This is a genomic window from Achromobacter sp. B7 (genome assembly GCF_003600685.1).
In the GTDB taxonomy this organism is placed as follows: Bacteria; Pseudomonadota; Gammaproteobacteria; order Burkholderiales; family Burkholderiaceae_B; genus Achromobacter; species Achromobacter spanius_B.
Genome location: NZ_CP032084.1, coordinates 3,623,050 through 3,647,151, shown reverse-complemented (window position 1 = coordinate 3,647,151; position 24,102 = coordinate 3,623,050). Strand labels below are relative to the sequence as shown.

Annotated in this window: 33 protein-coding genes; 28 read left to right on the top strand and 5 right to left on the bottom strand. The window is 60.6% G+C overall.

The features are described 5' to 3' along the window. Positions 1-148: 148 nt before the first annotated feature. Complete coding sequence (locus DVB37_RS16420; RefSeq protein ID WP_120156216.1) at positions 149-1,117, bottom strand: hypothetical protein; 969 nt, start codon at positions 1,115-1,117, stop codon at positions 149-151. 63 nt (positions 1,118-1,180) lie between these two features. On the opposite strand from DVB37_RS16420, the gene DVB37_RS16415 reads away from it, so the two are divergent. Next, positions 1,181-1,693, top strand: coding sequence for a hypothetical protein (locus tag DVB37_RS16415; RefSeq protein ID WP_162941229.1), 513 nt, complete (start codon positions 1,181-1,183; stop codon positions 1,691-1,693). A gap of 89 nt (positions 1,694-1,782) precedes the next feature. Continuing rightward, positions 1,783-2,400 (top strand): hypothetical protein, encoded by a 618-nt coding sequence (locus DVB37_RS16410; protein ID WP_162941228.1) that lies wholly within the window; start codon positions 1,783-1,785, stop codon positions 2,398-2,400. 11 nt (positions 2,401-2,411) lie between these two features. Here DVB37_RS16410 and DVB37_RS16405 read toward each other — a convergent pair whose 3' ends face one another. Next, entirely contained in the window at positions 2,412-2,648 is a 237-nt protein-coding gene (locus DVB37_RS16405; protein WP_120156213.1) for a hypothetical protein, read from the bottom strand. Continuing rightward, positions 2,645-2,773: a hypothetical protein gene (locus tag DVB37_RS28845; RefSeq protein WP_256373639.1), complete on the bottom strand. Its 129-nt coding sequence runs from the start codon at positions 2,771-2,773 to the stop codon at positions 2,645-2,647. The genes DVB37_RS16405 and DVB37_RS28845 overlap by 4 nt, the downstream gene beginning before the upstream one ends. Before the next feature lie 416 nt (positions 2,774-3,189). Between DVB37_RS28845 and DVB37_RS16400 the strand changes: the two genes are divergently transcribed. After that, positions 3,190-3,591 carry a GNAT family N-acetyltransferase gene (locus DVB37_RS16400; RefSeq protein ID WP_120156212.1) on the top strand — a complete coding sequence of 134 codons (402 nt, stop codon included), beginning with the start codon at positions 3,190-3,192 and terminating at the stop codon, positions 3,589-3,591. Between the two features lie 481 nt (positions 3,592-4,072). On the opposite strand, the gene DVB37_RS28720 is transcribed toward DVB37_RS16400, so the two are convergent. Next, complete coding sequence (locus DVB37_RS28720; RefSeq protein WP_240433901.1) at positions 4,073-5,149, bottom strand: LexA family transcriptional regulator; 1,077 nt, start codon at positions 5,147-5,149, stop codon at positions 4,073-4,075. 90 nt (positions 5,150-5,239) lie between these two features. Between DVB37_RS28720 and DVB37_RS16390 the strand changes: the two genes are divergently transcribed. From DVB37_RS16390 to DVB37_RS16350, 8 genes are all read left to right on the top strand, one after another. Further along, entirely contained in the window at positions 5,240-5,539 is a 300-nt protein-coding gene (locus tag DVB37_RS16390; RefSeq protein ID WP_120156211.1) for a hypothetical protein, read from the top strand. A 173-nt stretch (positions 5,540-5,712) separates the two neighbouring features. Then, entirely contained in the window at positions 5,713-6,228 is a 516-nt protein-coding gene (locus DVB37_RS16385; protein WP_120156210.1) for a hypothetical protein, read from the top strand. Positions 6,229-6,519: 291 nt separating this feature from the next. Continuing rightward, entirely contained in the window at positions 6,520-6,825 is a 306-nt protein-coding gene (locus tag DVB37_RS16375) for a hypothetical protein (protein WP_120156208.1), read from the top strand. Beyond that, positions 6,825-7,313, top strand: coding sequence for a nuclease domain-containing protein (locus DVB37_RS16370; protein WP_240433900.1), 489 nt, complete (start codon positions 6,825-6,827; stop codon positions 7,311-7,313). Before DVB37_RS16375 ends, DVB37_RS16370 begins: the two co-directional genes overlap by 1 nt. Further along, positions 7,310-8,161 (top strand): helix-turn-helix domain-containing protein, encoded by an 852-nt coding sequence (locus DVB37_RS16365; protein WP_120156206.1) that lies wholly within the window; start codon positions 7,310-7,312, stop codon positions 8,159-8,161. Before DVB37_RS16370 ends, DVB37_RS16365 begins: the two co-directional genes overlap by 4 nt. Beyond that, positions 8,133-8,891 (top strand): replication protein P, encoded by a 759-nt coding sequence (locus DVB37_RS16360; protein WP_162941227.1) that lies wholly within the window; start codon positions 8,133-8,135, stop codon positions 8,889-8,891. The genes DVB37_RS16365 and DVB37_RS16360 overlap by 29 nt, the downstream gene beginning before the upstream one ends. A gap of 8 nt (positions 8,892-8,899) precedes the next feature. After that, on the top strand, positions 8,900-9,313 hold the full coding sequence (locus DVB37_RS16355) for a hypothetical protein (RefSeq protein WP_120156204.1): 414 nt from the start codon (positions 8,900-8,902) through the stop codon (positions 9,311-9,313). Next, positions 9,313-9,960, top strand: coding sequence for a hypothetical protein (locus DVB37_RS16350; protein ID WP_120156203.1), 648 nt, complete (start codon positions 9,313-9,315; stop codon positions 9,958-9,960). The genes DVB37_RS16355 and DVB37_RS16350 overlap by 1 nt, the downstream gene beginning before the upstream one ends. A 103-nt stretch (positions 9,961-10,063) precedes the next feature. On the opposite strand, the gene DVB37_RS16345 is transcribed toward DVB37_RS16350, so the two are convergent. After that, complete coding sequence (locus tag DVB37_RS16345; RefSeq protein ID WP_120156202.1) at positions 10,064-10,711, bottom strand: hypothetical protein; 648 nt, start codon at positions 10,709-10,711, stop codon at positions 10,064-10,066. A 90-nt stretch (positions 10,712-10,801) separates the two neighbouring features. Between DVB37_RS16345 and DVB37_RS16340 the strand changes: the two genes are divergently transcribed. The 17 genes from DVB37_RS16340 to DVB37_RS16265 all read left to right on the top strand — a co-directional run bounded on the left by DVB37_RS16340 (position 10,802) and on the right by DVB37_RS16265 (position 24,042). Continuing rightward, entirely contained in the window at positions 10,802-11,173 is a 372-nt protein-coding gene (locus tag DVB37_RS16340) for an HNH endonuclease (protein ID WP_240433899.1), read from the top strand. Positions 11,174-11,556: 383 nt separating this feature from the next. Next, entirely contained in the window at positions 11,557-12,018 is a 462-nt protein-coding gene (locus tag DVB37_RS16335; RefSeq protein WP_120156201.1) for a terminase small subunit, read from the top strand. Between the two features lie 3 nt (positions 12,019-12,021). Continuing rightward, positions 12,022-13,725: a terminase large subunit gene (locus DVB37_RS16330; protein ID WP_120156200.1), complete on the top strand. Its 1,704-nt coding sequence runs from the start codon at positions 12,022-12,024 to the stop codon at positions 13,723-13,725. After that, positions 13,725-15,068 (top strand): phage portal protein, encoded by a 1,344-nt coding sequence (locus tag DVB37_RS16325; RefSeq protein ID WP_120156199.1) that lies wholly within the window; start codon positions 13,725-13,727, stop codon positions 15,066-15,068. Before DVB37_RS16330 ends, DVB37_RS16325 begins: the two co-directional genes overlap by 1 nt. Then, the gene (locus tag DVB37_RS16320) at positions 15,031-15,771 is read left to right on the top strand and encodes a head maturation protease, ClpP-related (protein WP_120156198.1); all 741 of its coding nucleotides are present in this window, start codon (positions 15,031-15,033) and stop codon (positions 15,769-15,771) included. The genes DVB37_RS16325 and DVB37_RS16320 overlap by 38 nt, the downstream gene beginning before the upstream one ends. Before the next feature lie 68 nt (positions 15,772-15,839). Further along, entirely contained in the window at positions 15,840-17,078 is a 1,239-nt protein-coding gene (locus DVB37_RS16315; protein ID WP_120156197.1) for a phage major capsid protein, read from the top strand. 64 nt (positions 17,079-17,142) lie between these two features. After that, on the top strand, positions 17,143-17,484 hold the full coding sequence (locus tag DVB37_RS28390; RefSeq protein ID WP_162941226.1) for a hypothetical protein: 342 nt from the start codon (positions 17,143-17,145) through the stop codon (positions 17,482-17,484). Positions 17,485-17,486: 2 nt separating this feature from the next. Continuing rightward, positions 17,487-17,906, top strand: coding sequence for a head-tail connector protein (locus DVB37_RS16310; protein WP_120156196.1), 420 nt, complete (start codon positions 17,487-17,489; stop codon positions 17,904-17,906). Beyond that, positions 17,903-18,253, top strand: a complete 351-nt coding sequence (locus tag DVB37_RS16305; protein WP_120156195.1) for a phage head closure protein — start codon at positions 17,903-17,905, stop codon at positions 18,251-18,253. Before DVB37_RS16310 ends, DVB37_RS16305 begins: the two co-directional genes overlap by 4 nt. Beyond that, positions 18,246-18,743: an HK97 gp10 family phage protein gene (locus tag DVB37_RS16300; protein WP_120156194.1), complete on the top strand. Its 498-nt coding sequence runs from the start codon at positions 18,246-18,248 to the stop codon at positions 18,741-18,743. The genes DVB37_RS16305 and DVB37_RS16300 overlap by 8 nt, the downstream gene beginning before the upstream one ends. Further along, on the top strand, positions 18,733-19,092 hold the full coding sequence (locus DVB37_RS16295; protein ID WP_046806246.1) for a DUF3168 domain-containing protein: 360 nt from the start codon (positions 18,733-18,735) through the stop codon (positions 19,090-19,092). Before DVB37_RS16300 ends, DVB37_RS16295 begins: the two co-directional genes overlap by 11 nt. A 59-nt stretch (positions 19,093-19,151) precedes the next feature. Further along, a complete protein-coding gene (locus DVB37_RS16290; protein ID WP_120156193.1) occupies positions 19,152-19,805 on the top strand; it encodes a phage tail protein in 654 nt (217 codons plus the stop codon). Then, entirely contained in the window at positions 19,805-20,116 is a 312-nt protein-coding gene (locus tag DVB37_RS16285) for a phage tail assembly chaperone (RefSeq protein WP_046806244.1), read from the top strand. Before DVB37_RS16290 ends, DVB37_RS16285 begins: the two co-directional genes overlap by 1 nt. Before the next feature lie 113 nt (positions 20,117-20,229). Beyond that, positions 20,230-20,424 carry a DUF1799 domain-containing protein gene (locus DVB37_RS16280; protein ID WP_240433898.1) on the top strand — a complete coding sequence of 65 codons (195 nt, stop codon included), beginning with the start codon at positions 20,230-20,232 and terminating at the stop codon, positions 20,422-20,424. Between the two features lie 2 nt (positions 20,425-20,426). Further along, positions 20,427-23,219: a phage tail tape measure protein gene (locus DVB37_RS16275; protein WP_120156191.1), complete on the top strand. Its 2,793-nt coding sequence runs from the start codon at positions 20,427-20,429 to the stop codon at positions 23,217-23,219. Beyond that, positions 23,220-23,564, top strand: coding sequence for a hypothetical protein (locus DVB37_RS16270; RefSeq protein ID WP_120156190.1), 345 nt, complete (start codon positions 23,220-23,222; stop codon positions 23,562-23,564). Between the two features lies 1 nt (position 23,565). After that, a complete protein-coding gene (locus DVB37_RS16265) occupies positions 23,566-24,042 on the top strand; it encodes a DUF1833 family protein (RefSeq protein WP_120156189.1) in 477 nt (158 codons plus the stop codon). The last annotated feature ends 60 nt before the right edge of the window (positions 24,043-24,102 follow it).

Here is a 24,102-nt window from a genome sequence, read left to right as displayed (position 1 = left end):
CAAAGCGTACGTGGCCAGCCTTTAATAAAAGGGCGTGTCACCGGCCACGGCACCCTGTTCTAGGATTGACGCATCGGTCGGCAAAGAAGTTGCGCGCGTATCCAGGGCGGAGTTCAAGGGGGCACCGAGGGCAGTATCAGCATCGTCGTTAATGATCTTGTGGGCGTTCATCTGTCGGCTCCTGTCCGGGGATCTGGGCTTGGCCAGGGGCGGCAGCGGCCTCGGTGGCGCGGCGCTGCTTGTCGGCCCGCTTGGAGCGGACGGTTTCGACGGCGCCGTGTGCCTGGAACAGTTCCAGTAGGGCGACGGTCGGGATGGTGATGGTTTCGGTCGCTACGCGGCCTTCCTGGACATCCAGCAGGGTTGCGCGTTGGTTTGCGTCCAGGCCATTGATAAAGGCGTCCACGCCGCTGATGAGCGGGGACACTACCTTGCGGGGGAGGGCGCGGCCGTGGATGGTGCTGGCGGTCACTTTCGTTTTGCCGGCTGCCTTCGCCTGGTCGACCTTGCCGCCCAGAAATTCTCCGGCTTGGGCGCCATGCCGGCGTATAGCGTCGATTGCTACTTCGACGGAGACAGCGCCGTTGCGGACGAGGGCCTGCAAATCGGGTTCGGCGTCTGCGAGGACAAGATAGTTTTCGATGTGCGGCCGGCTGCGGTGGACCAGGGCCGCGATTTCCTCGATGTCCAGGCCCATCCCACGGAATCGCTTAAAGCCGCGTGCCGCTTCAAGAGGGCGTAGCTTGACGCCTTCGTTGCTCGTATAGATGCGCGCGCGGCGCTCGATCTCGTTGCCCTGGAACCCAACCACGGCCACCCATTCGATGGGTGCACCGCGTTGGATCGCGCGTCCAATGGCGTCATAGCGCCGATGACCGTCCACCACCTCAACGCCGGAGCCGTCCGGCAGTGCGATGACCTCGAGCGCCGGGAACGTGCCGCCATCCAGGATGTAGGAGGCCAGGGCCTCGATGCCCGCGTCGTATTCGTCATCGAGGTCACGAAGGTTGAAACCCTCTTTCACGCGAATATCGGAATAGCGGACTTTCATTGCGTCGGCGCGTTTGATCGTGCCGTCCTTAATCATCGTCTTGAACGATGCGGGGGGATGCGTCATGCTGACACTCCATGGTGGGTTGAGTACGATCGGTAACCTGTGTAGATGAATCCGAGCGAATTTATGACGATGCCTCCGAAATCCCTTGGCATTTCAACGAGCCGGGACTGGTACCACAAGTTGGTATGGGAATCGAGGCGACTTGACCACCTAAGAAATGACGGCGGTTACGAGTTCGCCTATTCATTCATCAATGCCGCGTTGACGGCGTGGCATATGGCGGATTGGGTGCACGCGGAGTTCGGAGACGAAGGGAAAGCGAAATTCCCTCAAATGCGGCATCTGCACGCCTATCTTCAGAATGTGTCGGGATACCTGACCATTTGCCGAGAGGTGGCGGATGGTTCAAAGCACGCAGTGCTTCGGAATTACGACCCCGAGATTGGTACGAGCCGCGTCTCCGTGCAGTTGGATGGGGAGTCGGAAATCCGGGAATGGGTAATGTGGTGCATTGATGACGGTGCGGTGAAGCATCAGCCACAACAGGTGATTAGAAGTGCGCTTTATTTTTGGACGGACTTCCTGTCGAGCGATATGAAATGCTGGGGGATTCCAGGCAGTGGGTTGACGGTATAGAAGTCGCGTTCTTCGGCTGACACCTTGTGTGGGTTGAGCTACGATCCCTGGCTATTCAATGCCTGGGGATGGATGTGCGAGGAATGCTGGTGGGCGCGGTGCTGGCGCTGCTCGGGCTTGTGCTGGGCTTCGTGCTGGCGACAAAGGTGGATGCGGTTGCCGAAGCGAAGTGGTGGGACTTGATGACCGCGTTTGGTACTGTAGGGGCCGTGGTGGTGGCCCTAGTGGTCGCGGAGCGAACAAGTCGGCAACAGGTGTCTGAGAGTCGTGCAAAAGCAGGGCTGGCAGCCGCAAGCGTGGCGGTTCACCTGGCCTCTGTCCGTATTGATTTGGGCGTTGCCGTTCGCTACTCAGAGTTATTCACTTCCGTTGACCCAAAACCCGAGCAGTTGGATGAAATATGCGAGGAAGTGGAGCGAGTGAACGCAATGGCAATTCCCCGTGAGGAATTGCTTGCCCTAACGCCTTTGCCAAATGATTGTGCGGAGAAAATATCAGCGGCGTTTGCCTGCATCCGTCTGGTTCATGCGCGATTGCTGGGAAGGCGTGCCGAGGTAAAGCGGTGGGTCGGGGAAGAGCGGATGAACCTATTGAAGTTCTGCCACGAACAACTGGAACACGCCGAGAACCTTTTAAAGCAGGCCCACGACGATTGCGCTCGTGCGACTAAGGTAAAGATCTATTTGCCCGACAAGGCGTCTGGGTAGGTTGGTCCGGGTCACATTGCGAATTGGAGAAGCCAGCCAAGAATTTCATGGCCGAAGAGGACGAACGCCGCGAAGCCGATGCCGGCGGCCCAAGCCCACACAGCGGGAATGTCCGCGTCCTGGCTCCAGTTGCCTCGGCCCGCATGGTCGCGTGGCGCAATGAGGTTGGTCAGCTTGTATGCCGCTTGCGTGATGGTCGGCAGCTTGCGGCGGCGCGCGGCAAGCGCGGTTACAGTGATAGCGTTCATGATGCTTTCCAGGGATCGGCCGCGACATAGCGGCGGTTGAGGTATTCGCAGGCGGGGACCAGCGCCACCGCCGCCAAGGCGAGCAGGGCCAGGCCCCACCAGAGGGCGGGGATGGTTGAAGGCATGGGGATGTGCGCGAACGCGCGGTGATGGGCTTTGGAGAGCAGGCCGGAGGCCCGGTTAATCCCTGAAAGTCACTTTCAGCGTCGGTGACGTTGCGACGCCGGCCCACTCTCCAAAGCCGCCCCGGCGGTGCGGGGCTGGCGGGGTGCTACTTGCTGATGTTGCTGCCGAAGTTAAAGACGTCGATCAATTCTTCGATGAAGCGGACGATCATTGCGACCATGGTGAAAGCTCCGGGGTAGGGTGATGAGGGATCAGGCAGCGCCTGCCGATACCCCGCACGCGGGGCATGAGCCGGGGCTCGGCATGGCCGGTTGAGCAGCACGACATATTTCTCGGTCTGTACTGGCTTGCGTTAGTACGGATAGATTGCCGATAATTTTCTGTGTCAGCCCTAACTAATACTCGTGGAATACGAATGCCAGACATCAGAGAAATTGCAACTTCAGCTTCCGTGTCAGACCCAGTGCTTCGCGATCGCGCCGACCGAGCGAAAAACGATAGATCCCGAAATTTCATAGCAAAGCTCAATCAACATGATGTTGGATTTCTTTGCTACGAAGATTTGAGTGAACAGTTCATCGGCTTCATATATGAGATATATGTTCTGCCTGCCTATCGAGAGCAAGGCATCGGCAACAGATTACTTTCCCACGCAGAAGAGTTGGCACGGAGTCTTGGTCACACCTCAATTCGGCTGGAGCCCCGTAATTTTGATCAGGCAGTCACACAGGATTTGCTTCGTTCGTGGTACGCGAGCAAAGGGTATGTGCCCATGTCCGACGATTCGAGCAAGTTAGAGAAGGCACTATCTACCTAACCGACTTAACAATCGTCACGCTCCATCGCGGAAGTGTTGCTTATGAGGCAATTTTCTCGGTAAGTTGGCTTCGGTAAGCGCTGACTCGCAGCGCTGGCCGAAACCCGCTTTTCAGCGGAATCGGATCTCATGCCGGGGTTATCGTCGCCACGCCCGGCTGGGCGTTGCTTGGCTGTCGAAGCCCAAGCACACAGGGTCCGGGGGCGCGCTGGCGCCTGGCTGTCCTGTTTCGCCCTTCCTCCCTCGCGGGGGCGGGCGGCCTAAGTTGTTAAAGAGCGGCGCTTCGTGTTTGTCACCCGAAGCATGCGTGCAGTATTACCGAAGTGGTAATAGCAGTCAAACCAAAAGGGTAACTTTTCCATTGCATTTGTTTACCGATTGGGTAATTTTGATAGTCGCGGCTGCGCAACACCGACTTGCGGGGGGTAGGCCGGGACGAAAAAAAGCCGCCCGGTGGGCGGCTGATTGCTTGGTAGACGCTTTAAAGCAAGCGCTGATCGACCCCGTTTCGCAGGTCGTATGGCGACCAGAGGATCCGGCCGACAATGCGCACATCGCGACCATCTTCCTTTTCCAAGGGGAACGGCGGATAGGCGGGGTTCAGTGATTTGGCAAGCCAAGTGCCGTCCCGTTCGCGCGATAGGCACTTCACGATCATCTTGCCGCCATGGTTGATGGCATAGACCGTGCGCGGATCGATCAGACGGGCGTCTGCCACCGTTTCTTCATAAAAAAGCATTGGACCTTCGTTACGGATAACCGGCTCCATGCTATCGCCGTCCGCATACACAATCTTCATGCGCTCGATGGGAAGCTTGAACGATTCCAAGAATGACCGGCGCAAAAGGATTTCCCCGATAGCGGTCTCTTCATAGTTCTCGATCCCCAGCCTCCCAGCGGCAAGCCTGACATCCAGCTCGGGGACCGAAAGGAATTCTTGGTCATTGGCGGAATAGCCAGCGCGCGGCACATGGCCGACGTTCGCGGCATGGCTGATGCGCAAGGATTGGATTGTTCCCTCTGTTTGCTTAGTCGTAGCGCCACCTTCCCAGGGGGCGATAGGCAGGCCGCCAATGGGCATTGGAAACTCGTCGGCGCCGTCATCCGCGTACCGGCCGACGCGCGGTGCGCGTAGAGGAGTTGCTCCGACCGGCCGGGCTGGCGCTGTCACCGTGATACCTAGGTTCAGTTGGGCAATTGCCAAAGCCATAGCCCCTTCCAGCGCGCTCAACTGTGCAGCGGGCAAGGCGCGCACGGCTGCCTCTGCTATCGATGGGAAGGGCCAAGGGCGAGCATAGCCCTGCACATTTGCACGGTCGTCGTGAGCCGGCGTGTGGTCGGCGTCCATCCAGTTACTCGGAAGCCCGAAAGCTTCCTCCATCTTGCGCGCGGCTCGGTCGCCAATGTCCTTCTTGCCCGTAGCGTAGCGGCTCACGAGGGAAGGCGTGGAGTACTCAAGGCGCGTGGCGGCCTCGGTCTGATTGCCGGAGCATTTTTCCTCGATGGCGCGAGCGAAGTTCGCCCGGCGGATTTCTTTGATGGACTTCATGGTGGTCATTGGACCCGCGTTTACCTTGTAGGTAAATAAACCAAATGGGTAACTTCTTTCGGTTGATATATTACCAAAAAGGTAATAACATCTTGCGTCATGAACATCGCCAAACCCAAACCGAGCTTTAAGGCCTTCTACCTCGCCCTTTCGTCTGACGACAGGGCGAAGTTCGCTAAGCGGGCCTGCACGACCGTCGCGTACATCGAAACGCACCTTCTGTACGCCCGCAAGGTGCCTCGAAAGGGAACGATGGATGCGTTGTGGCAAGCCAGCCAGGATTTTGGCGCTCCTTTCAATCACGGAGAGTTGCTCGGGTTTTTCTACGGCGGCCCGACGCCGCAGCAGCCGACCTCTCCCCATTCAACTAAGACCCTTACGGAGAGCGCCGATGGATAGCGCGAATTCGCCGGCAGTGCCGGCAGACCAGACAGCCCAAGTGCCGGCGAAGTCCGAAGACAAGGTTCAGATTGGGCCGCTGGACGTCTGAAGGTCGTTTTCCATGCTTCACATCTTAGGGGCGGCAGAACACCGCCGAAACCCTGATATTTCTCGATTCCAAGGTATGCCCGATGACCATCCGCCTGTACTCCCACCATTGGCTTGATGTCCTCTACAACGATGTGCGTAGCGCGCCCGGCGGCGTCAAGGACGCGGCCAGCTTTCTGACCGAACGCCGCGGCAAGCGGATCCACTACGAATCGCTGCGCGCCAAGCTGAGCGGCCAAGAAGGCGAGTCGATGACCTTCGAAATGGCGGACCTGCTTACGGAATGGCTCGCGCAGAAGGCCGGGGGCGCTGAAGTGGCACACCGCTGGGCGCAGACCTACGCGATGGTCGAGCATGGTCTTACCTGCTTGGACGTGCCCGCACCTCCTGAGGGCGGCTGGCCTGACGAGTTGAAAGCCATCCACGAAAAGGTATTGAAGGTAGGTGCCAAGGTCGGAGGCTTGAATGCGTCGACTCTGGACGCGATGGGTGACGGCCGCATTGACCCCGATGAGCGCAGCGCGCTGTACACGCTCTTCATGGACTTGGCCGTGTTGGCGTTCCGTGGCGCGCGCAATGTGTCGAGGGTGCAATGCTGACCCGTGGAACTTCTGGTGTACCCGTGCGGGCGCGTGTCTCGTCCACGGAGCGTAAGGGGGGCGCGCTGGCGCGTGCGGCTGGGCAACTCTGCGGGAACGACCGGTTCCAGGCTTGGGTTGTTGCCCGCATCGGTGCCGCCCCCCCGGGTGTGACCGCCCAGCAGCATGCTGCGCAGTTCGTCCGTGATGCGTGCGGTATCACCAGCCGTGCGCAGCTGGATCACAACGCCGAAGCGGCGGCGCTCTTTCATGAGGCCGTGCGAAAGCCGTTTGTGAAGTGGAGCGGCATCTATGGCTGACTGCCTGCACATGTTCCGAGGGTATCGGGTGCCGCCTGAAACCGTGGAAGCGGTCAAGCAGGCCATTATCAACACCCCGCGCCGTGTTGATGTGCCGGCCTTGCGGAGCATCGTCGAGCCGGCGCTTGTGCCGGTGAATCCGTGGCGCAGTACGAAGCGCTCGGATGCTGCTGCCTGCGCAGTTGATTCGTTCCTGTTCGATGCCACTCGGGCGGGTCTGATCGTTCGGCGCACGAATGGCTGGAAGTTCCCGTACTGGTGGCGTGTCAAGGCTGAGCCGGGGGCGGAATGTCGTTGATGCGCCGCACGCCCCTCAAGAACAAGACGCCGATGAAGCGCAGCACCACGCCGATGATGCGTGCCGCGCCGATTCGGGCCACCGCCCCCATGCCGCCCCCGCGCGCGTCTATGAAGGCGCGCAAGAAGGGCAAGAAGCCGCCCAAGACGATCTATCGCAACCAGGCGCTGCTTGATCTTGCCAAAGGCGAGGAATGTCTCTTACGCGTTCCCGGGTATTGCCGGTACGACAAGGAGACGACAGTTGCCTGCCACTCCAACCGGTTGCGCGATGGCAAGGGAAAGGGAATCAAAGCGCATGACTGGTGTATCGCCTTCGGCTGCGGGCCGTGCCATTGGTTCATTGATCAATCACGGACAGCGGCAGCGCTCAAGCTTAGCTATTTCATCCCCGGCTTGCGCCTTACGCGCCTGCGGATCATTGCCTTAGGCAAGTGGCCTGATGAGGCCGAGCAGGGGTTTCAACTTTTGTATGGAGAGTCGTCATGAGCGTTCAGGCGATGACATGGGCCTTGGCGCAAAGGATTGTGACCGAGGCATCCGCCCGTCACGTGCTGTTGTGCCTTGCCAATTACGCGGGGCCAAAGGGTGAGGGCGCTTTCCCCTCTGTGGCTACTCTGGCGGAAGACACCGGGCTGTCCACTCGAACGGTGCAGAACAAGCTGCGTGAGTTGGAAACCCAAAAGGTAATTCAGCGCGGCAATCAGGATCTGGTCAAAGCCTACATCCGGCGTGCCGATCAGCGTCCGGTTTGCTACGACATTGATCTTTCACGGGGTGCACCAGTTTCACCCCGCGTGGAACATTCCAAAGATGACGAGCGGGGCGAACCTGCTGCACCCCGTAACGAACGGGGTGAATCTGACGACGCTACGGGGTGCAGCTCACGACGTCACGGGGTGAATCTGACGACGTCACGGGGTGAACGTGCTGCACCCGAACCGTCATTGAACCGTCAAGGAACCGTCAATGAACCTAAGGGCGTGCGCAAGCGCTCGCCGGGGTTCGACCCGATGAGCGTGGAATTGCCGGATTGGCTGGATGCCGACCTGTGGGGGCGCTGGGTTCGTCACCGCGTGCAGATCCGCAAGCCGCTGACCGAAGAGGCCGCCAAGCAGCAGGTGACGGACCTGGACGGATACCGCAAGCAAGGCCACACGCCGGAGGCTGTCATCACGCACGCAATCGGCAAAAGCTGGCAAGGGTTGTTTGCGCCGAGCGGCGCAGCAACAGGGGGCGCACCGCGTCCCGGCAAGTTCAACCCCACCGACTACGTGAACCGCAATCGAAACCAAGGAGGCCACGACTATGACGACGGTCGCACAATCGACGGCTAACCGGTCCATGTGGGCCGTGCCGATGGCAAAGCTGGAAGGCATTTCCCTGATCGACCACCTTTGGAATCGCCTTTCGGGCACGTATGGGGGGCGCTGGCTGAAAGACTTCCCGGACATGCAGAGCATCGAGAACTGGAAAGAGGCCTGGGCGGAAGCGTTCGACGAAGAGAACCTGGCGCCGCAGGACGTGGCCGAAGGGCTCCGGGCATGCCGTCGCATGTCGCCCGACTGGCCGCCCAGCGTGGGCGAGTTCATTCGGGCCTGCCGGCCGGCGCTTGAACCCGAGGTGGCGTTTTACACGGCGGTCGCAGGAATGGCCGCCCGGCACAACGGCGAGCCGGGGACCTGGCCGCATCCGGCCATCTTCTGGGCGGCGGTAGAGGTGGGGGCGCATGACCTTCAGCATTGCCCGTACACGACGATGAAGGCCCGCTGGGAACGGTCGTTGAATGAGGTTCTTGCCCGTGGCGAATGGAAGCCGATTCCCGCCATGGTCAAAGCGTTGCCAGCGCCGCCCGTTACGGCGATGAGTCGCGCCCAGGCTGAAGAGCAAATGCGAAAGATCGGGGCGACGGGAATCATGAACCAGTCCGGCCGCGATCCGTTGCGTGGGTGGAAGCGAATCATCGCCGAGACCCAGGACCCCAAAGGCAAACGCTACTCGCCGGGCATCGTTGCGATGGCGCGGAACGCGCTGCGCCTGGACGCGGGGCAGGGGGCGCAACCATGAGCGGCGCAATGGCACGCAACAAGGGCGCCGCGTTTGAGCGCAAGGTGGCCAACATGCTGACAGAGGCGACCGGGAAGGTTTGGCGGCGGCGCGTGCGCAACGCGGTCGGCGATAGCGACGTGGTTGCAGACGATCCGGCCTTCTCGCGCATCAGCATCGAATGCAAGCACGCCAATACGCTCTGTCTGCCTGCATGGTGGCGCCAGGCGCAGCAGCAGGCAGGCGAGCAGGGCGTACCGGTGCTGATCTACAGACAAACGGGGGCGCGTGGCGAATCGGTGATGGTCGATGCCCACGACGTGAACCCAAGGATTTTTCCTGTCCGGGGGCGGCACACCGTGACCCTGGGATGGGACGCAGCAATGCAATGGATGCGGGAAATGCTGCCCGCCAAAGTGACTTTTTCTCCGGGGATTTACTGATGACTACCCTTTCGCTCTCCCGCGTACCCTCGGCCCCGGCCGTGAAAGAAAAGCCCGAGGCGCTTTTCCGTAGCGCCCACGCCGCGCTGGTTTACGCGTTGAACTACTCGATGCAGCAATATGACCGGCCCTTGATGAACAAGGCGATGTCAGGCAAGCCGGAAGGCAAAGGCAAGGGACTATCGGGCGTTGATGGGGCAGGGCAGGCGGGCATGATCCGCGCGGAGCTTGCGCGCCTGCCGCCACTGTTTCGCGCGGTGCTGATTGCCAGCACTGCCCAATCGGAAATCCCCTGCGAATGCATGGCGGCATGTTGCGTCGGCCGGAAAGTTAATCCCGAGTGGCAGGACGCAATGAGCGAGGTGACAACGGCTGCCGCAGCTGGGGCGCTGTCGGGCTGCGTGTCGAACGGGCGCTTGCGCTCCGCGTTGATTCAGCGGCTGATGGGTGCAAAGGTCACGCTGTCTGATTTGGCCGCGCGTCATGACGTTGATGAAAAGACGGCGGGGGCGCACAGTGCGAAGCTGAAGCGGTGGCTTTTCGGGGGAGCGGACAGTGCGCCGGGACTGCATCAACAGGCAAGCCGTGCGTTTTCTGACCGACTTCAGGCGTCAGGTTTGGTTGATGCAGCTGACCTCGAAAAATAAAAGACATTGACCATTGGGTTTTTTTCCCCCAATATGGGCACCTAACGGATACGGTCTATTACTGCGTCCAGACAAACCCGTCGTGCGAAAGTCAACGGGTTTTTCATTTGGCGAACATTCGGCCAAGATCAGAGCACACCATTGATTTCATCCAGCTTGGTCCCGACCAATTGTTGTGTATTTGCTGGCACGTTGGCGCGGTGTGCATGGTCATAGAGGCAAGCACGATAAGCAGAGCGGCGCAGAATGAAAGTGAAGCAAAGTTCAGCTTTCTCTGGCGCCTTATGCCGTGACGAGATTGCGGCATCTTCAGCATGTAGGGTTCACCTGCCTCGATAGATCTTCTCATCCTGATTTCTCTGCGGCACAAAGCACCGTGTTGATTCGCAAGCGTGCCGACGCCCAATACAAGAGCGCCAAATAACAGCATGCAAACTACGATTGCCATGCGTGGCCCAATAACGTCAATCTGACGCAGGGCCGCAGCCCCGGCAATGCCCGCAATGGAAACTGTGGCAAGGCTCTTGGCATAGTCACGTTCGACAGAAAGACGTTCCGCTTCAACGGCCAACTGCGCCTTTAATAGAACGTCGCCCGAAATGGTGCCAATTGGGTGACCACCTGCACCCTCATCGGGATCATCGTCGGGCTCGTCCCCTTCACCTTGATTGAAAGGTTCGGTGGAGAGGCGGCCAATTCCAATTCCGACCACAGCGCCCAATATGGCGAGCGAAAGTGTTTGGATATCCAATTTCTCCCTCCTAGTTTCAGATGATGATAGCCGACGTACCTTCAAGCTCGGCCACCTGTCGCACACATCAAACCGGATGTCGCGCATGTCGTGGAGGGCGACTTCAACGAGATGGGTCAGATGGAAAAGTTAAGGCTGAAAGCGCTGAAGCCGCGGTTGGCGACGGTGAGCGAGTGCATTCCTATCGCTGCTACACCTGGCGCCAAGCGCATGACGGGGCGCAAGCTGCAAGAGCGGCGGTTGCGTCTCTGGTCTGCTGACCCGCATTGTGCGCGTTGCGGCGCGCTGACCGTGTATCCCTACGGGTTCGAGCTGGACCACAAGGTGAGCCTGAACGATGGGGGGACCGACACGGACGAGAACTCGCAAGTGTTGTGCGTGTCGCGCGATGCTCTCGGGCGCAAGGTCGGATGCCACGACGTCAAGACGCGGCAGGACATGGGATACAGGAGCCGGACGTAATGGCACAACACACAGTCAAGCTATCCATTCGCGTCGCGTGGTGGGTACGCTGGTATCTGGCCGGGGTCGCCGTCGCGGCACGCCTGACCGGCGCAATGCCGAACATGGCCAAGGTTGAACGGAGAATCAGGCTCGGCCTGTCCGCACACGTCAGCAGCAGGCCGTAGGAGCCGCTGTTGCGAAGCAGTGCCGAGGCGTCAGCGGTATCGCCGTCGCGTCCTGTGGGGGCTGTGCGCGGGTCTCTGGGGCATTGGCACAGGTCAGGGCGGGCGGCAGGCAGGGGGGGCGGGTCGAAAGTCTGGCGGGTTGCCGGACTGGAAACCACCTGTTCCCTCACGCGCAGAAAATTTCCCCTTAACCGGATTTGTTAACCGAGGTTGTTAATGGCATTAACCGACAAAAAGCGCCGCTTTGTGCAGGCGTTGCAGTCGGGCCTGTCCGGTGCGAAAGCTGCTATCCATGCGGGTTACAGCGAGAAAGGGGCGGCCGTTGCAGCGTCTCGACTCATGAAGGACAAGGACGTCCAGGAAGCCCTGGGCCGTGTTAACCAAGTTAACAAACTGAAGGAAGAGGCCGCAGCTGCGGGTAAGGCGCTTTCGCTACCGGATTTGGGCAAGATCTATTCCGATCCGCTGGATTTTTTGAAGGCCGTTGCAAACGATCCCGGGCAGGACATGAAGTTGCGCGTGGATGCAGCGAAAGCGTGGGTTCCCTATGTCCACGGAAAGATCGCGGACCAGGGGAAGAAGGATGCCAAGAAAAAAGCGGCTGGCGAAGCAGCGGCCGGTGGCAGGTTTGGTGCGCCGCAACCGCCGCCTCACTTGCGTGTCGTCGGGAAAGGGTAAGCCATGGCCTGGACAACGGCATGCCCCGATTGGGCGGAGCGCCTGCGCACGCGCAAGTCGATAATTCCGCCGCCGATCTACCCTGACCAAGCCGAATATGCGCTGGGCATCTTCAAGCAGCTCAAGGTCGTTGACCTAGCCCAGGTCTATGACGAAGCCATTGGGACGTACCGACACCAGACCTTCGGGGAATGCTCCGAAGAATGGGTTTTTGACTTTGTGCGAGCGATCTTCGGCGGATATGACGTCGAAACCGGAAAGCAACGGATCCGGGAATATGGGCTGCTCATCAGCAAGAAGAACACGAAATCGACTATTGCCGCCGGCATCATGTTGACGGCGGTAATCATCTGCTGGCGCCAGGAAGAGGAACACTTGATCCTGGCCCCCACCAAGGAAGTCGCAGACAACAGCTTCAAGCCTGCGGCGGCAATGGTTCGGGCGGATGAGGAGCTGTCGGACATGTTCCACGTCCAGGACCACATCCGCACCATTACCCATCGCACGACTCGCAATAGCCTTAAGGTGGTAGCTGCCGACACTGACACGGTGTCGGGCAAGAAGTCCGGTCGCATCTTGGTGGACGAATTGTGGCTATTCGGCAAGCGTGCTAACGCTGTGGCGATGTTCCTTGAGGCGCTTGGCGGCCAAATATCGCGTGATGAAGGCTGGGTGATCTACCTGACCACTCAAAGCGATGACCCGCCCGCAGGCGTCTTTAAAGAGAAGCTGGCGTACTGGCGCGATGTCCGTGACGGGAAGGTGGTCGACCCGAAGACATTGGGCATTCTGTACGAGTTCCCGGAGGATATGTTGGAGGCAAAGGCCTATCTTGACCCGGCCAATTTCTACTTCACCAATCCCAATATCGGCCGCTCAGTCAGCGCCGAGTGGCTGGAGGATCAGCTCAAGCTGCTGCGCGCCAGGACGGACGGCGCGTTCCAGCAGTTCCTGGCAAAGCACCTCAACGTCGAAATCGGCCTGAATCTGCGGTCTGACCGTTGGGCTGGGGCGGACCACTGGCAAGCGCATGGCGACCCGAGTCTGCGCCACCTTGATGATTTCCTGCTTCGCGTGGAGGTCATAACAGGAGGTATCGACGGTGGCGGCCTAGACGACTTATTGGGGCTTGGGTTGGTAGGCCGAGAGCCTGGGACGGGGCGCTGGTTGCATTGGGGGCGAGCTTGGGCGCATCCGTCCGTGTTGGAGCGCAGAAAGGAAATAGCGCCGCGTTTGCGGGACTTCGAGCAGGACAAAGACCTGGTCATCGTCAACCGGATTGGGGACGACGTGGCCGAGTTGGCCGAGATCGTCAAGAGGGTGTATGACGCCGGGCTATTCCCCGAAAAGGAAGGGGTCGGGGTTGACCCTAGTGGCATCACATTTGCGGAAGCATTTGCAGATGCGGGCATCCCAGACAACGTTCTTGTCGGTGTTTCGCAAGGTTGGCGCCTTGGAGGCACCATCAAGACCGTGGAGCGCAAGCTCGCGGAGGGGGCCTTTTCTCACGGCGGACGCCCAATGATGGCGTGGGCCGTCAGCAATGCGCGCATCGAGCAGCGCGCGAATTCAATTCTCATCACGAAGCAGGCCAGCGGCACGGCAAAGATTGACCCGCTGATGGCGCTTTTCGATGCCGCGCAACTGATGGCGCTGAACCCATTGGCCGGCCCCAAGAAAATTCAACAAGGATTCGTGGTGATGTGATGGGACTACTTTCCAGATTCTTCGGCTCGGACGGCCAGGCAGTACAGCCAGACAGCCGACAAGAGCCAGCAATAGGCAATATCGCCGACGGCGGGACGGTCTCATCGTCCGACATCCGCATGTTTGAGATTTTTGGTGATCCTCGGACAGCGGCCGGCGCTGTGGTTAATGACCAGACCGCAATGCGGGTGTCGGCCGTGTATGCGTGTGTCTCGCTGATCGCCGGATCGATCGCCCAACTGCCGCTTCCCGTCTTTGAGCGCGTGGCCGGGGCACGTCAGCAAGTGGACCACGCGTATTGGTGGACGCTGAACGAGCAGTTTTGCCCCACCTGGGTGGCGTCTGCGGCGTGGGAATTCTTGGTGACGCAGATGCTGCTGCGGGGCGATGGTATTGCATACATCGTCCGCAATCGTGCCGGCACCATGACGAACCTTATCCCCTGGCCCCGCTCTCGTGTGGAGATCCGGGAGCAGGAGCGCGAAAGCCCGCGCGAGCTGCGGCGGTTGCAATACACCTTCTACGACGACAAGGGATTCTTCACGGTCGATCAGGATGACGTGATCCACATTCCCGGATTCGGATTCAACGGCATCAGTTCGATGTCCGTAATTCAGTGGGGCGCGCGCAACGGCATTGGCATCGCCATCCAGGGTGACGAGCATGCCGGGAAGTTCTTCAGCGAAGGGGGCAAGCCCGAAGTCGCCATCAAGGCGCCAGCAGCCATGTCTTTCGACATGCAGGAAGACTTCCGCGCCGCCTGGGTTGCCAAGTATGGAGGTATCCAGGGGAACCGCCGTATACCGCTGATTCTGACCGAAGGGTTGGACATCAAAGAATTGACTATGTCGGCGGTGGACCAGCAGCTGCTGGAGTCTCGGCAATGGCAGGTGATCGACATGGCGCGCGCCTTTGGTGTCCCGCCGCACATGATCGGTGAAATGACGAAGTCCAGCAGCTGGGGTAGCGGTATTGAGCAGATGGGTATCGGCTTTGTGAAATACACATTGGCCCCTCACTTGAAGCGGATCAAGGGCGAGTTGAACCGAAAGCTATTCCGCACCGCGCGGTATTTCACCGAGCACAACACAGATGGGCTCATGGCCGGCGATTCCAAGGCTCAGGCGGATTACTTCGCCAAGGCGCTGGGCGGGCCTGGTGCGCAGGGCTGGATGAGCGTGGACGAGGTCCGCCGCGTGAAAAACCTCCAGCCCTTAGGCGGTGATTTTGACCGTCCGACGCGGGCGGGCGTGCAAGCTCCACCCGCACCCGAGGACGATAACGATCAAGAAAGGGAAACAGAGAATGAAAATTCCGAAACTGCTTCAGCTGGCGCGCGATAACGCCTCTGAATCGAAGCCTCTGCGCGCGGAGGCGGACAACGGCGAACATACGATTTACCTGCATGGTGTGATCGGCGGTTGGTGGGGCGACATCGACGCGACCGAGTTTTCCAAGACCCTCTCTGGAATCAAGGCCGACACGATCCACTTGCGCATCAACTCGCCAGGGGGCGATGTGTTCGACGCCCGCGCGATGATGACCGCCATCCGTCAGCATTCGGCGAAGGTGGTTGCCCATATTGACGGCTTGGCTGCCTCCGCGGCGACCGACATTTGCATGGCCTGCGACGAGGTCGAGACCACGCAGGGGGCATTCTTCATGATCCATAACGCCTGGACAGTTGCCATCGGCAACAAGGCCGACATGCGGGAGACGGCTGATCTGCTTGAAAAGGTGGACGGCGCGATCACGGCTGACTACGTGGCCCGCTCCGGCCAGTCGGCGGATCAGGTCAAGACCTGGATGGACGCGGAGACCTGGTTCAGCGCCGACGAGGCGCTGGAACATGGCTTTGTCGATCGCATCGTCGACGCTGCTGCGAAGAAGCCGGCCGCCTCAAATGCATGGAATCTGGCGGCCTACCAGAACGCGCCCAAAGCGCTCACCGACCCGAAATCGTCTGGTGTCGATGACGCCGAGGTCCAAGCCCTAAGAAATGATCTTGAGCGGCGGTTTTCGCTGATCGAGGCCACCCCTGCATAAGCGGCTCCCGCACGCAGGACAACCCACCGCCTTCGGGCGGTTTTTTTTCGACTGAAGGAACCTAAGTTATGGCTTTCAATCTTCAAGCCGAGCGGGAGCGCCGCAACGCGCTGGCCAAAGAAACCCGCGCCCTGCTGGACAACAACCCCGGCGCAAACTGGAACGCCGACCACCAAAAGAAGTACGACGACAACACGGCGGAAATCGAACGCATTGACGCCTCGATCGAGCGCCATCAAAAGATGATGGACCTGACGGCTGAAAGCGGTCTGCATGACGCCGGCGTGCGTGAGCATGAGACCCGCCCCGGTGCGAAGGGCAACCGCAGTGCCGACGTGGCACTGTTTGATAAATGGTGCCGTGGTGGCGACAACGCGCTCACCGCCGAGGACTGGACCCAGGTCCGCAACGCCATGAGCGGCAACCCGGCAGTGAATCCGGAGCAGGGCGGCTATACGGTGCCCACCACCGTCGCCAGCTCCATTATCGATACGCTGAAATCGTTTGGCGGCATGCGCGCCGTTGCGGACGTCTTCTCGACCGGCGGCGGCGAACCCATGCAGTACCCGACCAGCGACGGGACGAACGAAGAAGGCGAAATCGTCGAAGAGAACCAGTCCGCAAGCGACGAGGACGTGAGCTTTGGCACGAAGGGCTTGGCGGTTTACAAGTTCAGCTCGAAGGTTGTGACCGTGCCCTGGGAACTGTTGCAGGACAGTTCGTCCAACATCGAGGGCTTCATCACCAAACGTCTGAACACCCGGCTTGGCCGCGTCACCAATCGCCACTACACCGTTGGTCCCGGCACGGCCGGCCCGATGGGCCTGGTCACCGCCGCTACGGTCGGCAAGATCGGCGCCGTCTCGGCAATTCCGGTGATCACCTACGACGACCTGGTGGACATCGAGCACAGCGTGGACCCGGCGTACCGCCTGGGCGCGAAGTGGATGTTCCACGACGACATGCTGAAGATGATTCGCAAGATCAAGGATGATCAGGGCCGCCCGATCTTCGTGCCGGGATACGAGCAGGGCAATCCCGGCGGTGCGCCGGATCGCCTGCTGAATCGTGACATCCAGATCAACCAGCACATGCCGGTGCCGGCGGCCGCAGCAAAGTCCATCGCGTTCGGCGATTTCAGCCTGTACAAGATCCGCGACGTGATGGCGATCACGCTGTTCCGCTTCAACGACTCGGCCTACGTGAAGAAAGGCCAGGTTGGCTTCCTGGCGTGGATGCGCTCGGGCGGCAATCTGATCGACGTGGGCGGCGCAGTGAAGCTGTTCCAGCACGGCGCCGCCGCTTAAGCGGCCCCGGGTGATCGTAGGCCGGCGGGTGATCCTGCCGGCCTTCTCTTTCAAGGAAGAAACCATGGCACGAAAAACGACAGCCCAGGCCGCGCCGAGTGGCGATCCGCCGGCCCCGTCCGCTCTGTCTGACCAAGTGGACACAACGTCGCCTGCTGCCGCTTCGCCGGGGCATGGTGAGGCCGGAGGCACCGACCCGGCGGCGACACTGCCGGGTCCGCCCGATGCACCGGCGCTGGCCCCCGAGCCGGACACCCGAGAACGGGTGAAAGCTCTGGTGCTGCACGACAGCATCTATGGCAAGTGCGGCGAAGTGCGAGAGTTTGACGCCGACCATGTTTCCGCGCTGAAAGGCGCTGGCTACATCGACCCCCACCCGAAAGCGGTTGAATCGGCAGGAGGCTGACCATGCTGCGCCTGATTACTGCCGCGACGGTTGAACCCGTGAGCATGGCGCAGGTAAAGCGGCTTCTGCATATTGACCACGACGCACTGGACGAGGATATCCCCGGCGTCATTACCGCCGCGCGCGAACTGGTCGAACGCAGAACGGGCTTTGCATTGGCCGAGGCATCGTATGAATGGACGCCGGTCGGCGGCCGAGAGTCCCCGCTGCCTATCTGGCCCGGGGAAGCCACCAGCGAAGCCGGCGCTTTCCCGATTCTGTTCACGAGCAAGCCGGGGCCAGTGCCGGAGCCGTTAAAGCTCGCGATTGTCATGTTGGTGGGAGACATGCTTGAAAACCCCGAGGCTGCGGGCGAGAAGGTTCTTCACGAAAACCCGGGCTTCGCGCGCTTGGTGTTTCCCTACACCCGGGTGCGACCATGACCGCCCGTGCGCGGAATCGCCGCATTCTGGTGCAGCGACGTACTGGCGAGACCGACGAGGCAGGCCAACCTCTGAATGAATGGACGGACGTCGGCGTGCTTTGGGCAGGTATCGCAAACGAGACGGGGCTCGGGGCGATTCGGTCCAGTTTGCAAGGAAACGTCTCGCCATCCATCGCGCGTTACAGCTTCCTGGTGACCTTTGAGGCCGCCAGGGGCTTGGGCGTTGATGCGGGAATGCGCGTGCTTCACGACGGCGAGATTTTCGAAGTCAAGGGCATTACCCGCGACTTTAAGGACAGAAAGAGCGCGTTCGTGATCTGCGAGCAAGGGGGCAGCGATGGCTAAGGGGCTACAGGCAACGTTCGACACGTCCGGCTGGTCGGCGGGTCTGGATCGCCTGCTTGGTCCCGCAAGGGTCAGCCTCGCGCGCTCCATGGCCGTTGCTGGCGGCGAGGTGCTACGGGACGAGGCCAAGGCCCGCGTGAGCACGCACAAGGGCGTCCTGGCCAATGCGATCTATTTGGCGTTTCGAGAGGCGTATTCCACCGACAAGGAAGTCCAGTACGCCGTCACCTGGAACAAAAGCAAAGCGCCCCACGGTCACCTGGTGGAATTTGGGCATTGGCAAATCTACGCGGTGATTCGGAAACCGGACGGCAGCTATATCACCGACAAGCGCCGCAAGCTGGCGACGCCCAAATGGGTGCCTGCCCATCCATTCTTGCGACCCGCGTATGAGGCGGCGGCGACTCGGGCGCAAGCCGCGATGGTTCAACGGGGGCGCGAGCGATTGCCGCAGTTGCTGGCCGCCCAAGGGGGGAACGATGAGCCTTGAAGCAAAGCTGAAGACGCTCTTGGGGCCTCTAGTGGACGGGAGGGCATACGCGGACGTCACGCCGGACAAGCCGGTGTTTCCGCTGATTGTCTACCAAGGCGCCGGCGGCATCGAGCAGTGGTATGTCGAAGGCAAGCGACGCGAAAAGCGCCACCAGCGCATGCAGCTTTACGTCTGGTCCACAAGTCGCGCCGAGGCGAGCGCCATTGCGGATGCAATCGGCACCGCGCTTTGTGAAAGTGACTTTCCCGCCGTGGAACCCTACGGCGCACCGGTCAGCCTCTACGAAGAGGCGATCAAGAAGTACGGCACCCGCCAGGACTTCGGTATCTGGTTCCTTCCCTCCTGATTCTGACCCTCCACATTCGACCCGGCCCCGCGCCGGGTTTTTTCATTTGAGGAACGCAAATGTCTTCCATCTTCATCAACGGCACCAGCTATGCCATTTCGACCGCGCTGGCTGCGGCGATGCCCATGACTGCCATCACCAACGCGAAGCCTGCCGTCGCCTCGGCGGCAACGCCGCCGGCGGACGAATCCATCCTGGTTCTGAAATCGGCCTGGACCAACTTGAACGAGACGGTCGCGCGTAGCGCCAATGCTGACGCCGACAGCTTCGAGCTCGAGGGCGTGGACACCACCAGCACAGTGCTTTACCCGGCAGCGGGGGGCGCCGGCAGCTTTCAGGCCGTCACGTCCTGGGTCGAGTTGGACCAAGTACGCGACGTGGTGATGGCCGGCGGCGATCAACAGTTCTTCAACTATCAGTACGTCGAAGATCCCACCAGCCGCCAGCGCCAGAAGCCCACGTTCAAGAACGCGATGACCATGACCGTATCGCTGGACTACGACCCGGATAAGCCGTGGTATGCGGCACTGATCGAGGCCGACCGCCTGCGTGAACCGGTCGTTGTTCGCGGCGTACTGCCCAACGGCTCCACGCTGTTCTATTACGCCTACCCCTCCTTCAACAAGGTGCCCGTGGGCCAGGTGAACGAGAACTTGCAGAACACTGCGGTCTTCTCGCTGATCGCTGACCCCATCCGCTACGAGGCCGCGTAATGACGTTCAAGATCAAATCGAACCCGACCATTGACGCCAGCATCACCATCGTCGGCCAAGGGCGCGAGCAGCAACTGAACGTCACGTATCGGCACAAGACCGGCAAAGAGTACGACGCCCTGATGCAGCAGTTGGCGAACGACGAAATCACCACTGCGGACTTGTTGCTGTTGCTGATCGATAAGTGGGATGCGGACATGCCCGTGTGCAAGGAATCGATCGATCTGCTTTGCGAGCACCAGCCGGGCGCCGACTTGGCTATCGCCAGCGCTTTCAACGACGCCATCCGAGTCGAACGCCGAAAAAACTGACCGAGGCTGTGGCGGCTTTTCTTTTCGAGCCGCCATCAGCCGCAACGTTAGCGATGGCCGGGTTAAGGGTTAGCGACTTCCCCCGGCCGTGCGCAGAACTCTGGCCGGACCACGTGTCGGCGTTCAACCTCTTCACCCGCAACTACACCCAATGGCGCGTAGGGGCAGGAGGGCCGATAGGGCTGGATTACGGGGTCCTGTATCACGATCTGGACCGTCAAGAGCTTCCTAAGGCGGAGCAGCAGGAAATCATGGACGTTCTTCGGATCATCGAGCGGGCGGCCCTGGAAATCTTCCATAAGAGTTGAACATGGCACAGGAAAGCATTGGCACTGCGCGGCTAGACATTGTTGTCGATACCTCGCAGTTTGACGCCGCGATTGCTTCGGCCAAGCGCGGCACCAGCGATATGTCGCAGGCCGCGCAAGCGGACTACACGAAGCTGGCCGCTGTGGAGCGGCGCCGTGTTGACGCCTTGGTGAACCAGGTCAACACCATAGGGATGACCCGAAAGGAGCAGATCCTATACAACGCGGCCCTGCGTGGCGTGCCGACTTCGATCTTGGATGAGCTCAAGACCAAGCTGGCAGCGACCGGGACAGCAGCTGCTGCGGCGGGCAAGCAGCTTAATCAATACGGGGTCAGTGCCGCCCAGCAGTCTGCCGCGCTTCGCGGCGTGCCGGCACAACTTACGGACATCGTTGTGTCGTTGCAGGGCGGCCAACAGCCCCTTACGGTGTTGCTCCAGCAGGGCGGTCAGCTGAAGGATATGTTCGGCGGCATCGTGCCGGCAGCTCGGGCGCTCGGCAGCACGATTCTAGGATTGGTGAATCCGTGGACCGTCGCGGCAGGCGCTGTGGCGCTGTTCTCCACCGCTATCGTGGCCGGCAAAGGCGAGCTGCCCGAGTTCACCAAGACTCTGATTCTGAGCGGCAATGCGGTCGGTCAGACCGCCGCCGGAATGTCGAACCTCGCCACGCGAATTGCCGACGTTGCGGGTTCGCGCGGCAAGGCCGTGGACGCGCTGAACCTTATCGCCGGGTCCGGAAAGATCGCCGGCCAAAACATGGAGGCGGTCGGCGTCGCAGCGGTAGCGATGAACCGCGCGACCGGCAAGGCGATTGCGGACACGGCGCAAGAGTTCGAATCGCTGCGCGGCAAGCCGGCTGAGGCAATTGCAGCCCTGAACGAACAGCAGCACTTCCTGACGCTGGAAATCTATCAGCAGATCGCCAGCCTTGAGCGGCAAGGGCGCACGCAGGAAGCCGCTGCGCTTGCACAACGCACCTATGCGGACGCGGTGAAGCAGCAGGCGCAGGAGGTGCGGCAAAACCTGGGCACGCTAGAAACCGCCTGGGATGCGGTCAAGCAGGGGGCGACCGGCGCCTGGGAGGCGATGAAGAGCCTGGGGCGTGCCCCGAGCTTTGATGACCTGACGAGCAAGCTGCGCGCGGTCAATGCTGAACTGGTGCAGATGCGCGCCAATGCCACGCCTCAGACGGACGAATCGCAAGCGTTCTTCGGGGACGGCGGTCGCGGTGCGCGACGGCGCGCCCGGCCGCTAGAGCAGGAGAGCCGCCGCCTGATCGCTGAGGCCGCAGCGTTGCAGGACCAGGCCGACCAAGCTGCAATTGTGGGATCGCAGAAGCGCCAGGAAGCCGAAAAGATCGCCGCCGCGACCCGACTGGCGGCGCTTGCCAAAGAAACGGAGACCAATCGCCAGAAGCGCGAGCGGGAGATTGCGCAGGTCAAGAAAGACTCCGAACTCACTGGCGCGACCCTGGAGACGCAGAAGAAGCTGATCGACCAGATCAATGACAAGTACAAGGATCCGGCGGTCAAGGCGTACACGGAGAACGCCGCAGCCAAGCTATTGCAGCAGTACCGGGAGGCAGAAGCGTCCTTGCGTGCTCAGATTGGCAGCGAGGACAAGCTTGCTACCTGGGGGCAGAAGCGCGCCGAGTTCGAGCAGCAGATTGCCGACCTGAAGGATAAGAAGATCCTCACGGCCGATCAAAAGAGCCTGCTGGCCCAGCAGGATCTGCTGCGGCGCCAGTTGGATCTGAACGTTGCGGCAGAAAAGGAACTTCGCACCAAGCAGGAAACCGCCAAGGTAGATGCACTGCGCGCTAGCTTGGCCGCCACTCGGGACTTGGAGCAACAGCAGTATGCCGACCAGGTGGCCGGGGTAGGGCTGGGCGACCGTGCGCAGGAGGAGCTTCGCGCACGTCAAGGGATTCTGCGGGACCACCAGCGCCAGCAGGCGCAGTTTGACCGGTCGATGGCGTCGGGGCAGATCTCGCAGGAGACGTATCAGAGCGAGACGGCGCTCTTGCAAGAACACTTGAATGCGCGTCTGTCGATGCAGCAGGGGTACTTCGACCAAGTGCGGCAGGCCCAGGGCAATTGGAAGAACGGCGCCACTTCGGCGTTGGCTAATTATCTGGATTCCGCGTCGAACGTGGCCGGCCAGACGAAGGCTTTATTTTCCAACGCATTCCAAGGCATGGAGGACGCAATTGTCCGGTTCGCCACCACAGGAAAGCTGTCGTTCAAGGACTTCGCTGCATCGATCATCGCTGATATGACGCGGATTGCTACACGCCAAGCCACCGCTGGGATTTTGGGAAGTGTCTTCAGCATGGTTGCCGGCGCTGCGGCAGGCGGTATTACGGCTAGTGCGGGCTACCAGGGCATGGGCGGGGCTGCGACCGGCAGTGTCGATGGCATGTCCGGTGTTCCGTCCTCGTGGGGATCGGTTGCTGGGGCCCGGGCGTCGGGTGGACCGACAGCCGCAAACTCGCTCTATCGCGTAAACGAGCTTGGTCCAGAGTTGTACTCGGAAGACGGGGAAACCTACCTCATGAGCGGTGCGAGCGGCGGGTACGTCACACCTCTGAAGAGCAGTGCGCCTAGCCGGGGATCTGTCGGCGAAGCGCCTCGGATCCAATTCAATCTTATTAATCAAGGCGGCGAACAGATGGAGGCGCAACAAAGCGGTTCTCGTTGGGACGCTGGACTGTCGGCTTGGGTTTGTGACGTCGTCCTGACACGCGCACGCAAGGACCGCGGCTTCCGCCGACAACTACAGGAACCGGCATAAATGGCAACCTTTCCTCTCTATGCCCGCATCATCGATGCGGGGTATTCGAAACGGTCCGATTACGGCGTCTTGCGTACCGACATGGACGGTGGTATCGCCAAGCAGCGGCCTCGTTGGTCCACGCCGAGTATTACTAGGGCGGTGACCATACTGGTGCAAAGCGTTGGCGACCGCGATGCGTTCGACGACTGGATGGCGGACGAGATTGGGGGCGGCGCTGGCTGGTTCAATTGGGTCGACGAAAGCGGCGCGCTCAAGCAAGCGCGCATAGTCTCTGGCGATGTGTCGTGGACGTCGCCCGGAGTAGTTTGGACTGGCCAGGCTCGTCTGGAAACGGTGGGCTGACATGACAAGGTCACTTTCCATAGCCGCCGCGCGTAACGTCCTGGCCACGTCTGCCGACGAACCACTGCTTATCGCCATCGAGATTCTGCATGCGGAGTTAGAGGTGCCGGCACGCTTCGTCAACGACACATCAGATATTGAAATCGAGGGGAATAAATTCTTCGCGTGCCGCTTTGACCTGACGCTGCCTGATGACCAGGACGAACAGGTTCCAGAGGCGCGCCTAGAAGTCGACAACATCGGGCGTGAACTGACGCAATGGCTGGAGCGCAGCCAGGGAGGGAAGGGAGCCAAGTGTCGGACCCTCATGGTGTTGCGATCCAACCCGGGCAACTTGGAGTTCGACATGACCATGGACTTGGCCGGATTGGAAATCAGCAATCTGCGCGTAAATGGCAGCTTGGGCTTCAAGAACACACTTATGCAATCTGCTGTGACGGTGCGATACGACCCGTCCACGGCACCGGGGGTATTTTGAAATGCACTGGTCCGATAGATATGTGAATGTCCCTTACGTCCCAGGAACAGGCGATTGCGC

Excerpts from the sequence above, each read along its gene's own strand:
- DVB37_RS16270 (WP_120156190.1), top strand. The coding sequence starts at position 23,220 with ATGGCAACCTTTCCTCTCTATGCCCGCATCATCGATGCGGGGTATTCG.
- DVB37_RS16360 (WP_162941227.1), top strand. The coding sequence starts at position 8,133 with ATGACGACGGTCGCACAATCGACGGCTAACCGGTCCATGTGGGCCGTG.
- DVB37_RS16375 (WP_120156208.1), top strand. The coding sequence starts at position 6,520 with ATGGCTGACTGCCTGCACATGTTCCGAGGGTATCGGGTGCCGCCTGAA.
- DVB37_RS16400 (WP_120156212.1), top strand. The coding sequence starts at position 3,190 with ATGCCAGACATCAGAGAAATTGCAACTTCAGCTTCCGTGTCAGACCCA.
- DVB37_RS16415 (WP_162941229.1), top strand. The coding sequence starts at position 1,181 with ATGACGATGCCTCCGAAATCCCTTGGCATTTCAACGAGCCGGGACTGG.
- DVB37_RS16385 (WP_120156210.1), top strand. The coding sequence starts at position 5,713 with ATGACCATCCGCCTGTACTCCCACCATTGGCTTGATGTCCTCTACAAC.
- DVB37_RS16365 (WP_120156206.1), top strand. The coding sequence starts at position 7,310 with ATGAGCGTTCAGGCGATGACATGGGCCTTGGCGCAAAGGATTGTGACC.
- DVB37_RS16265 (WP_120156189.1), top strand. The coding sequence starts at position 23,566 with ATGACAAGGTCACTTTCCATAGCCGCCGCGCGTAACGTCCTGGCCACG.
- DVB37_RS16320 (WP_120156198.1), top strand. The coding sequence starts at position 15,031 with ATGAAAATTCCGAAACTGCTTCAGCTGGCGCGCGATAACGCCTCTGAA.
- DVB37_RS16300 (WP_120156194.1), top strand. The coding sequence starts at position 18,246 with ATGGCTAAGGGGCTACAGGCAACGTTCGACACGTCCGGCTGGTCGGCG.
- DVB37_RS16420 (WP_120156216.1), bottom strand. The coding sequence starts at position 1,117 with ATGACGCATCCCCCCGCATCGTTCAAGACGATGATTAAGGACGGCACG.
- DVB37_RS16290 (WP_120156193.1), top strand. The coding sequence starts at position 19,152 with ATGTCTTCCATCTTCATCAACGGCACCAGCTATGCCATTTCGACCGCG.
- DVB37_RS16285 (WP_046806244.1), top strand. The coding sequence starts at position 19,805 with ATGACGTTCAAGATCAAATCGAACCCGACCATTGACGCCAGCATCACC.
- DVB37_RS16405 (WP_120156213.1), bottom strand. The coding sequence starts at position 2,648 with ATGAACGCTATCACTGTAACCGCGCTTGCCGCGCGCCGCCGCAAGCTG.
- DVB37_RS28720 (WP_240433901.1), bottom strand. The coding sequence starts at position 5,149 with ATGACCACCATGAAGTCCATCAAAGAAATCCGCCGGGCGAACTTCGCT.
- DVB37_RS28390 (WP_162941226.1), top strand. The coding sequence starts at position 17,143 with ATGGCACGAAAAACGACAGCCCAGGCCGCGCCGAGTGGCGATCCGCCG.
- DVB37_RS16275 (WP_120156191.1), top strand. The coding sequence starts at position 20,427 with ATGGCACAGGAAAGCATTGGCACTGCGCGGCTAGACATTGTTGTCGAT.
- DVB37_RS16295 (WP_046806246.1), top strand. The coding sequence starts at position 18,733 with ATGAGCCTTGAAGCAAAGCTGAAGACGCTCTTGGGGCCTCTAGTGGAC.
- DVB37_RS16310 (WP_120156196.1), top strand. The coding sequence starts at position 17,487 with ATGCTGCGCCTGATTACTGCCGCGACGGTTGAACCCGTGAGCATGGCG.
- DVB37_RS16305 (WP_120156195.1), top strand. The coding sequence starts at position 17,903 with ATGACCGCCCGTGCGCGGAATCGCCGCATTCTGGTGCAGCGACGTACT.
- DVB37_RS16355 (WP_120156204.1), top strand. The coding sequence starts at position 8,900 with ATGGCACGCAACAAGGGCGCCGCGTTTGAGCGCAAGGTGGCCAACATG.
- DVB37_RS16325 (WP_120156199.1), top strand. The coding sequence starts at position 13,725 with ATGGGACTACTTTCCAGATTCTTCGGCTCGGACGGCCAGGCAGTACAG.
- DVB37_RS16330 (WP_120156200.1), top strand. The coding sequence starts at position 12,022 with ATGGCCTGGACAACGGCATGCCCCGATTGGGCGGAGCGCCTGCGCACG.
- DVB37_RS16390 (WP_120156211.1), top strand. The coding sequence starts at position 5,240 with ATGAACATCGCCAAACCCAAACCGAGCTTTAAGGCCTTCTACCTCGCC.
- DVB37_RS16335 (WP_120156201.1), top strand. The coding sequence starts at position 11,557 with ATGGCATTAACCGACAAAAAGCGCCGCTTTGTGCAGGCGTTGCAGTCG.
- DVB37_RS16350 (WP_120156203.1), top strand. The coding sequence starts at position 9,313 with ATGACTACCCTTTCGCTCTCCCGCGTACCCTCGGCCCCGGCCGTGAAA.
- DVB37_RS16315 (WP_120156197.1), top strand. The coding sequence starts at position 15,840 with ATGGCTTTCAATCTTCAAGCCGAGCGGGAGCGCCGCAACGCGCTGGCC.
- DVB37_RS28845 (WP_256373639.1), bottom strand. The coding sequence starts at position 2,773 with ATGCCTTCAACCATCCCCGCCCTCTGGTGGGGCCTGGCCCTGCTCGCC.
- DVB37_RS16370 (WP_240433900.1), top strand. The coding sequence starts at position 6,825 with ATGCGCCGCACGCCCCTCAAGAACAAGACGCCGATGAAGCGCAGCACC.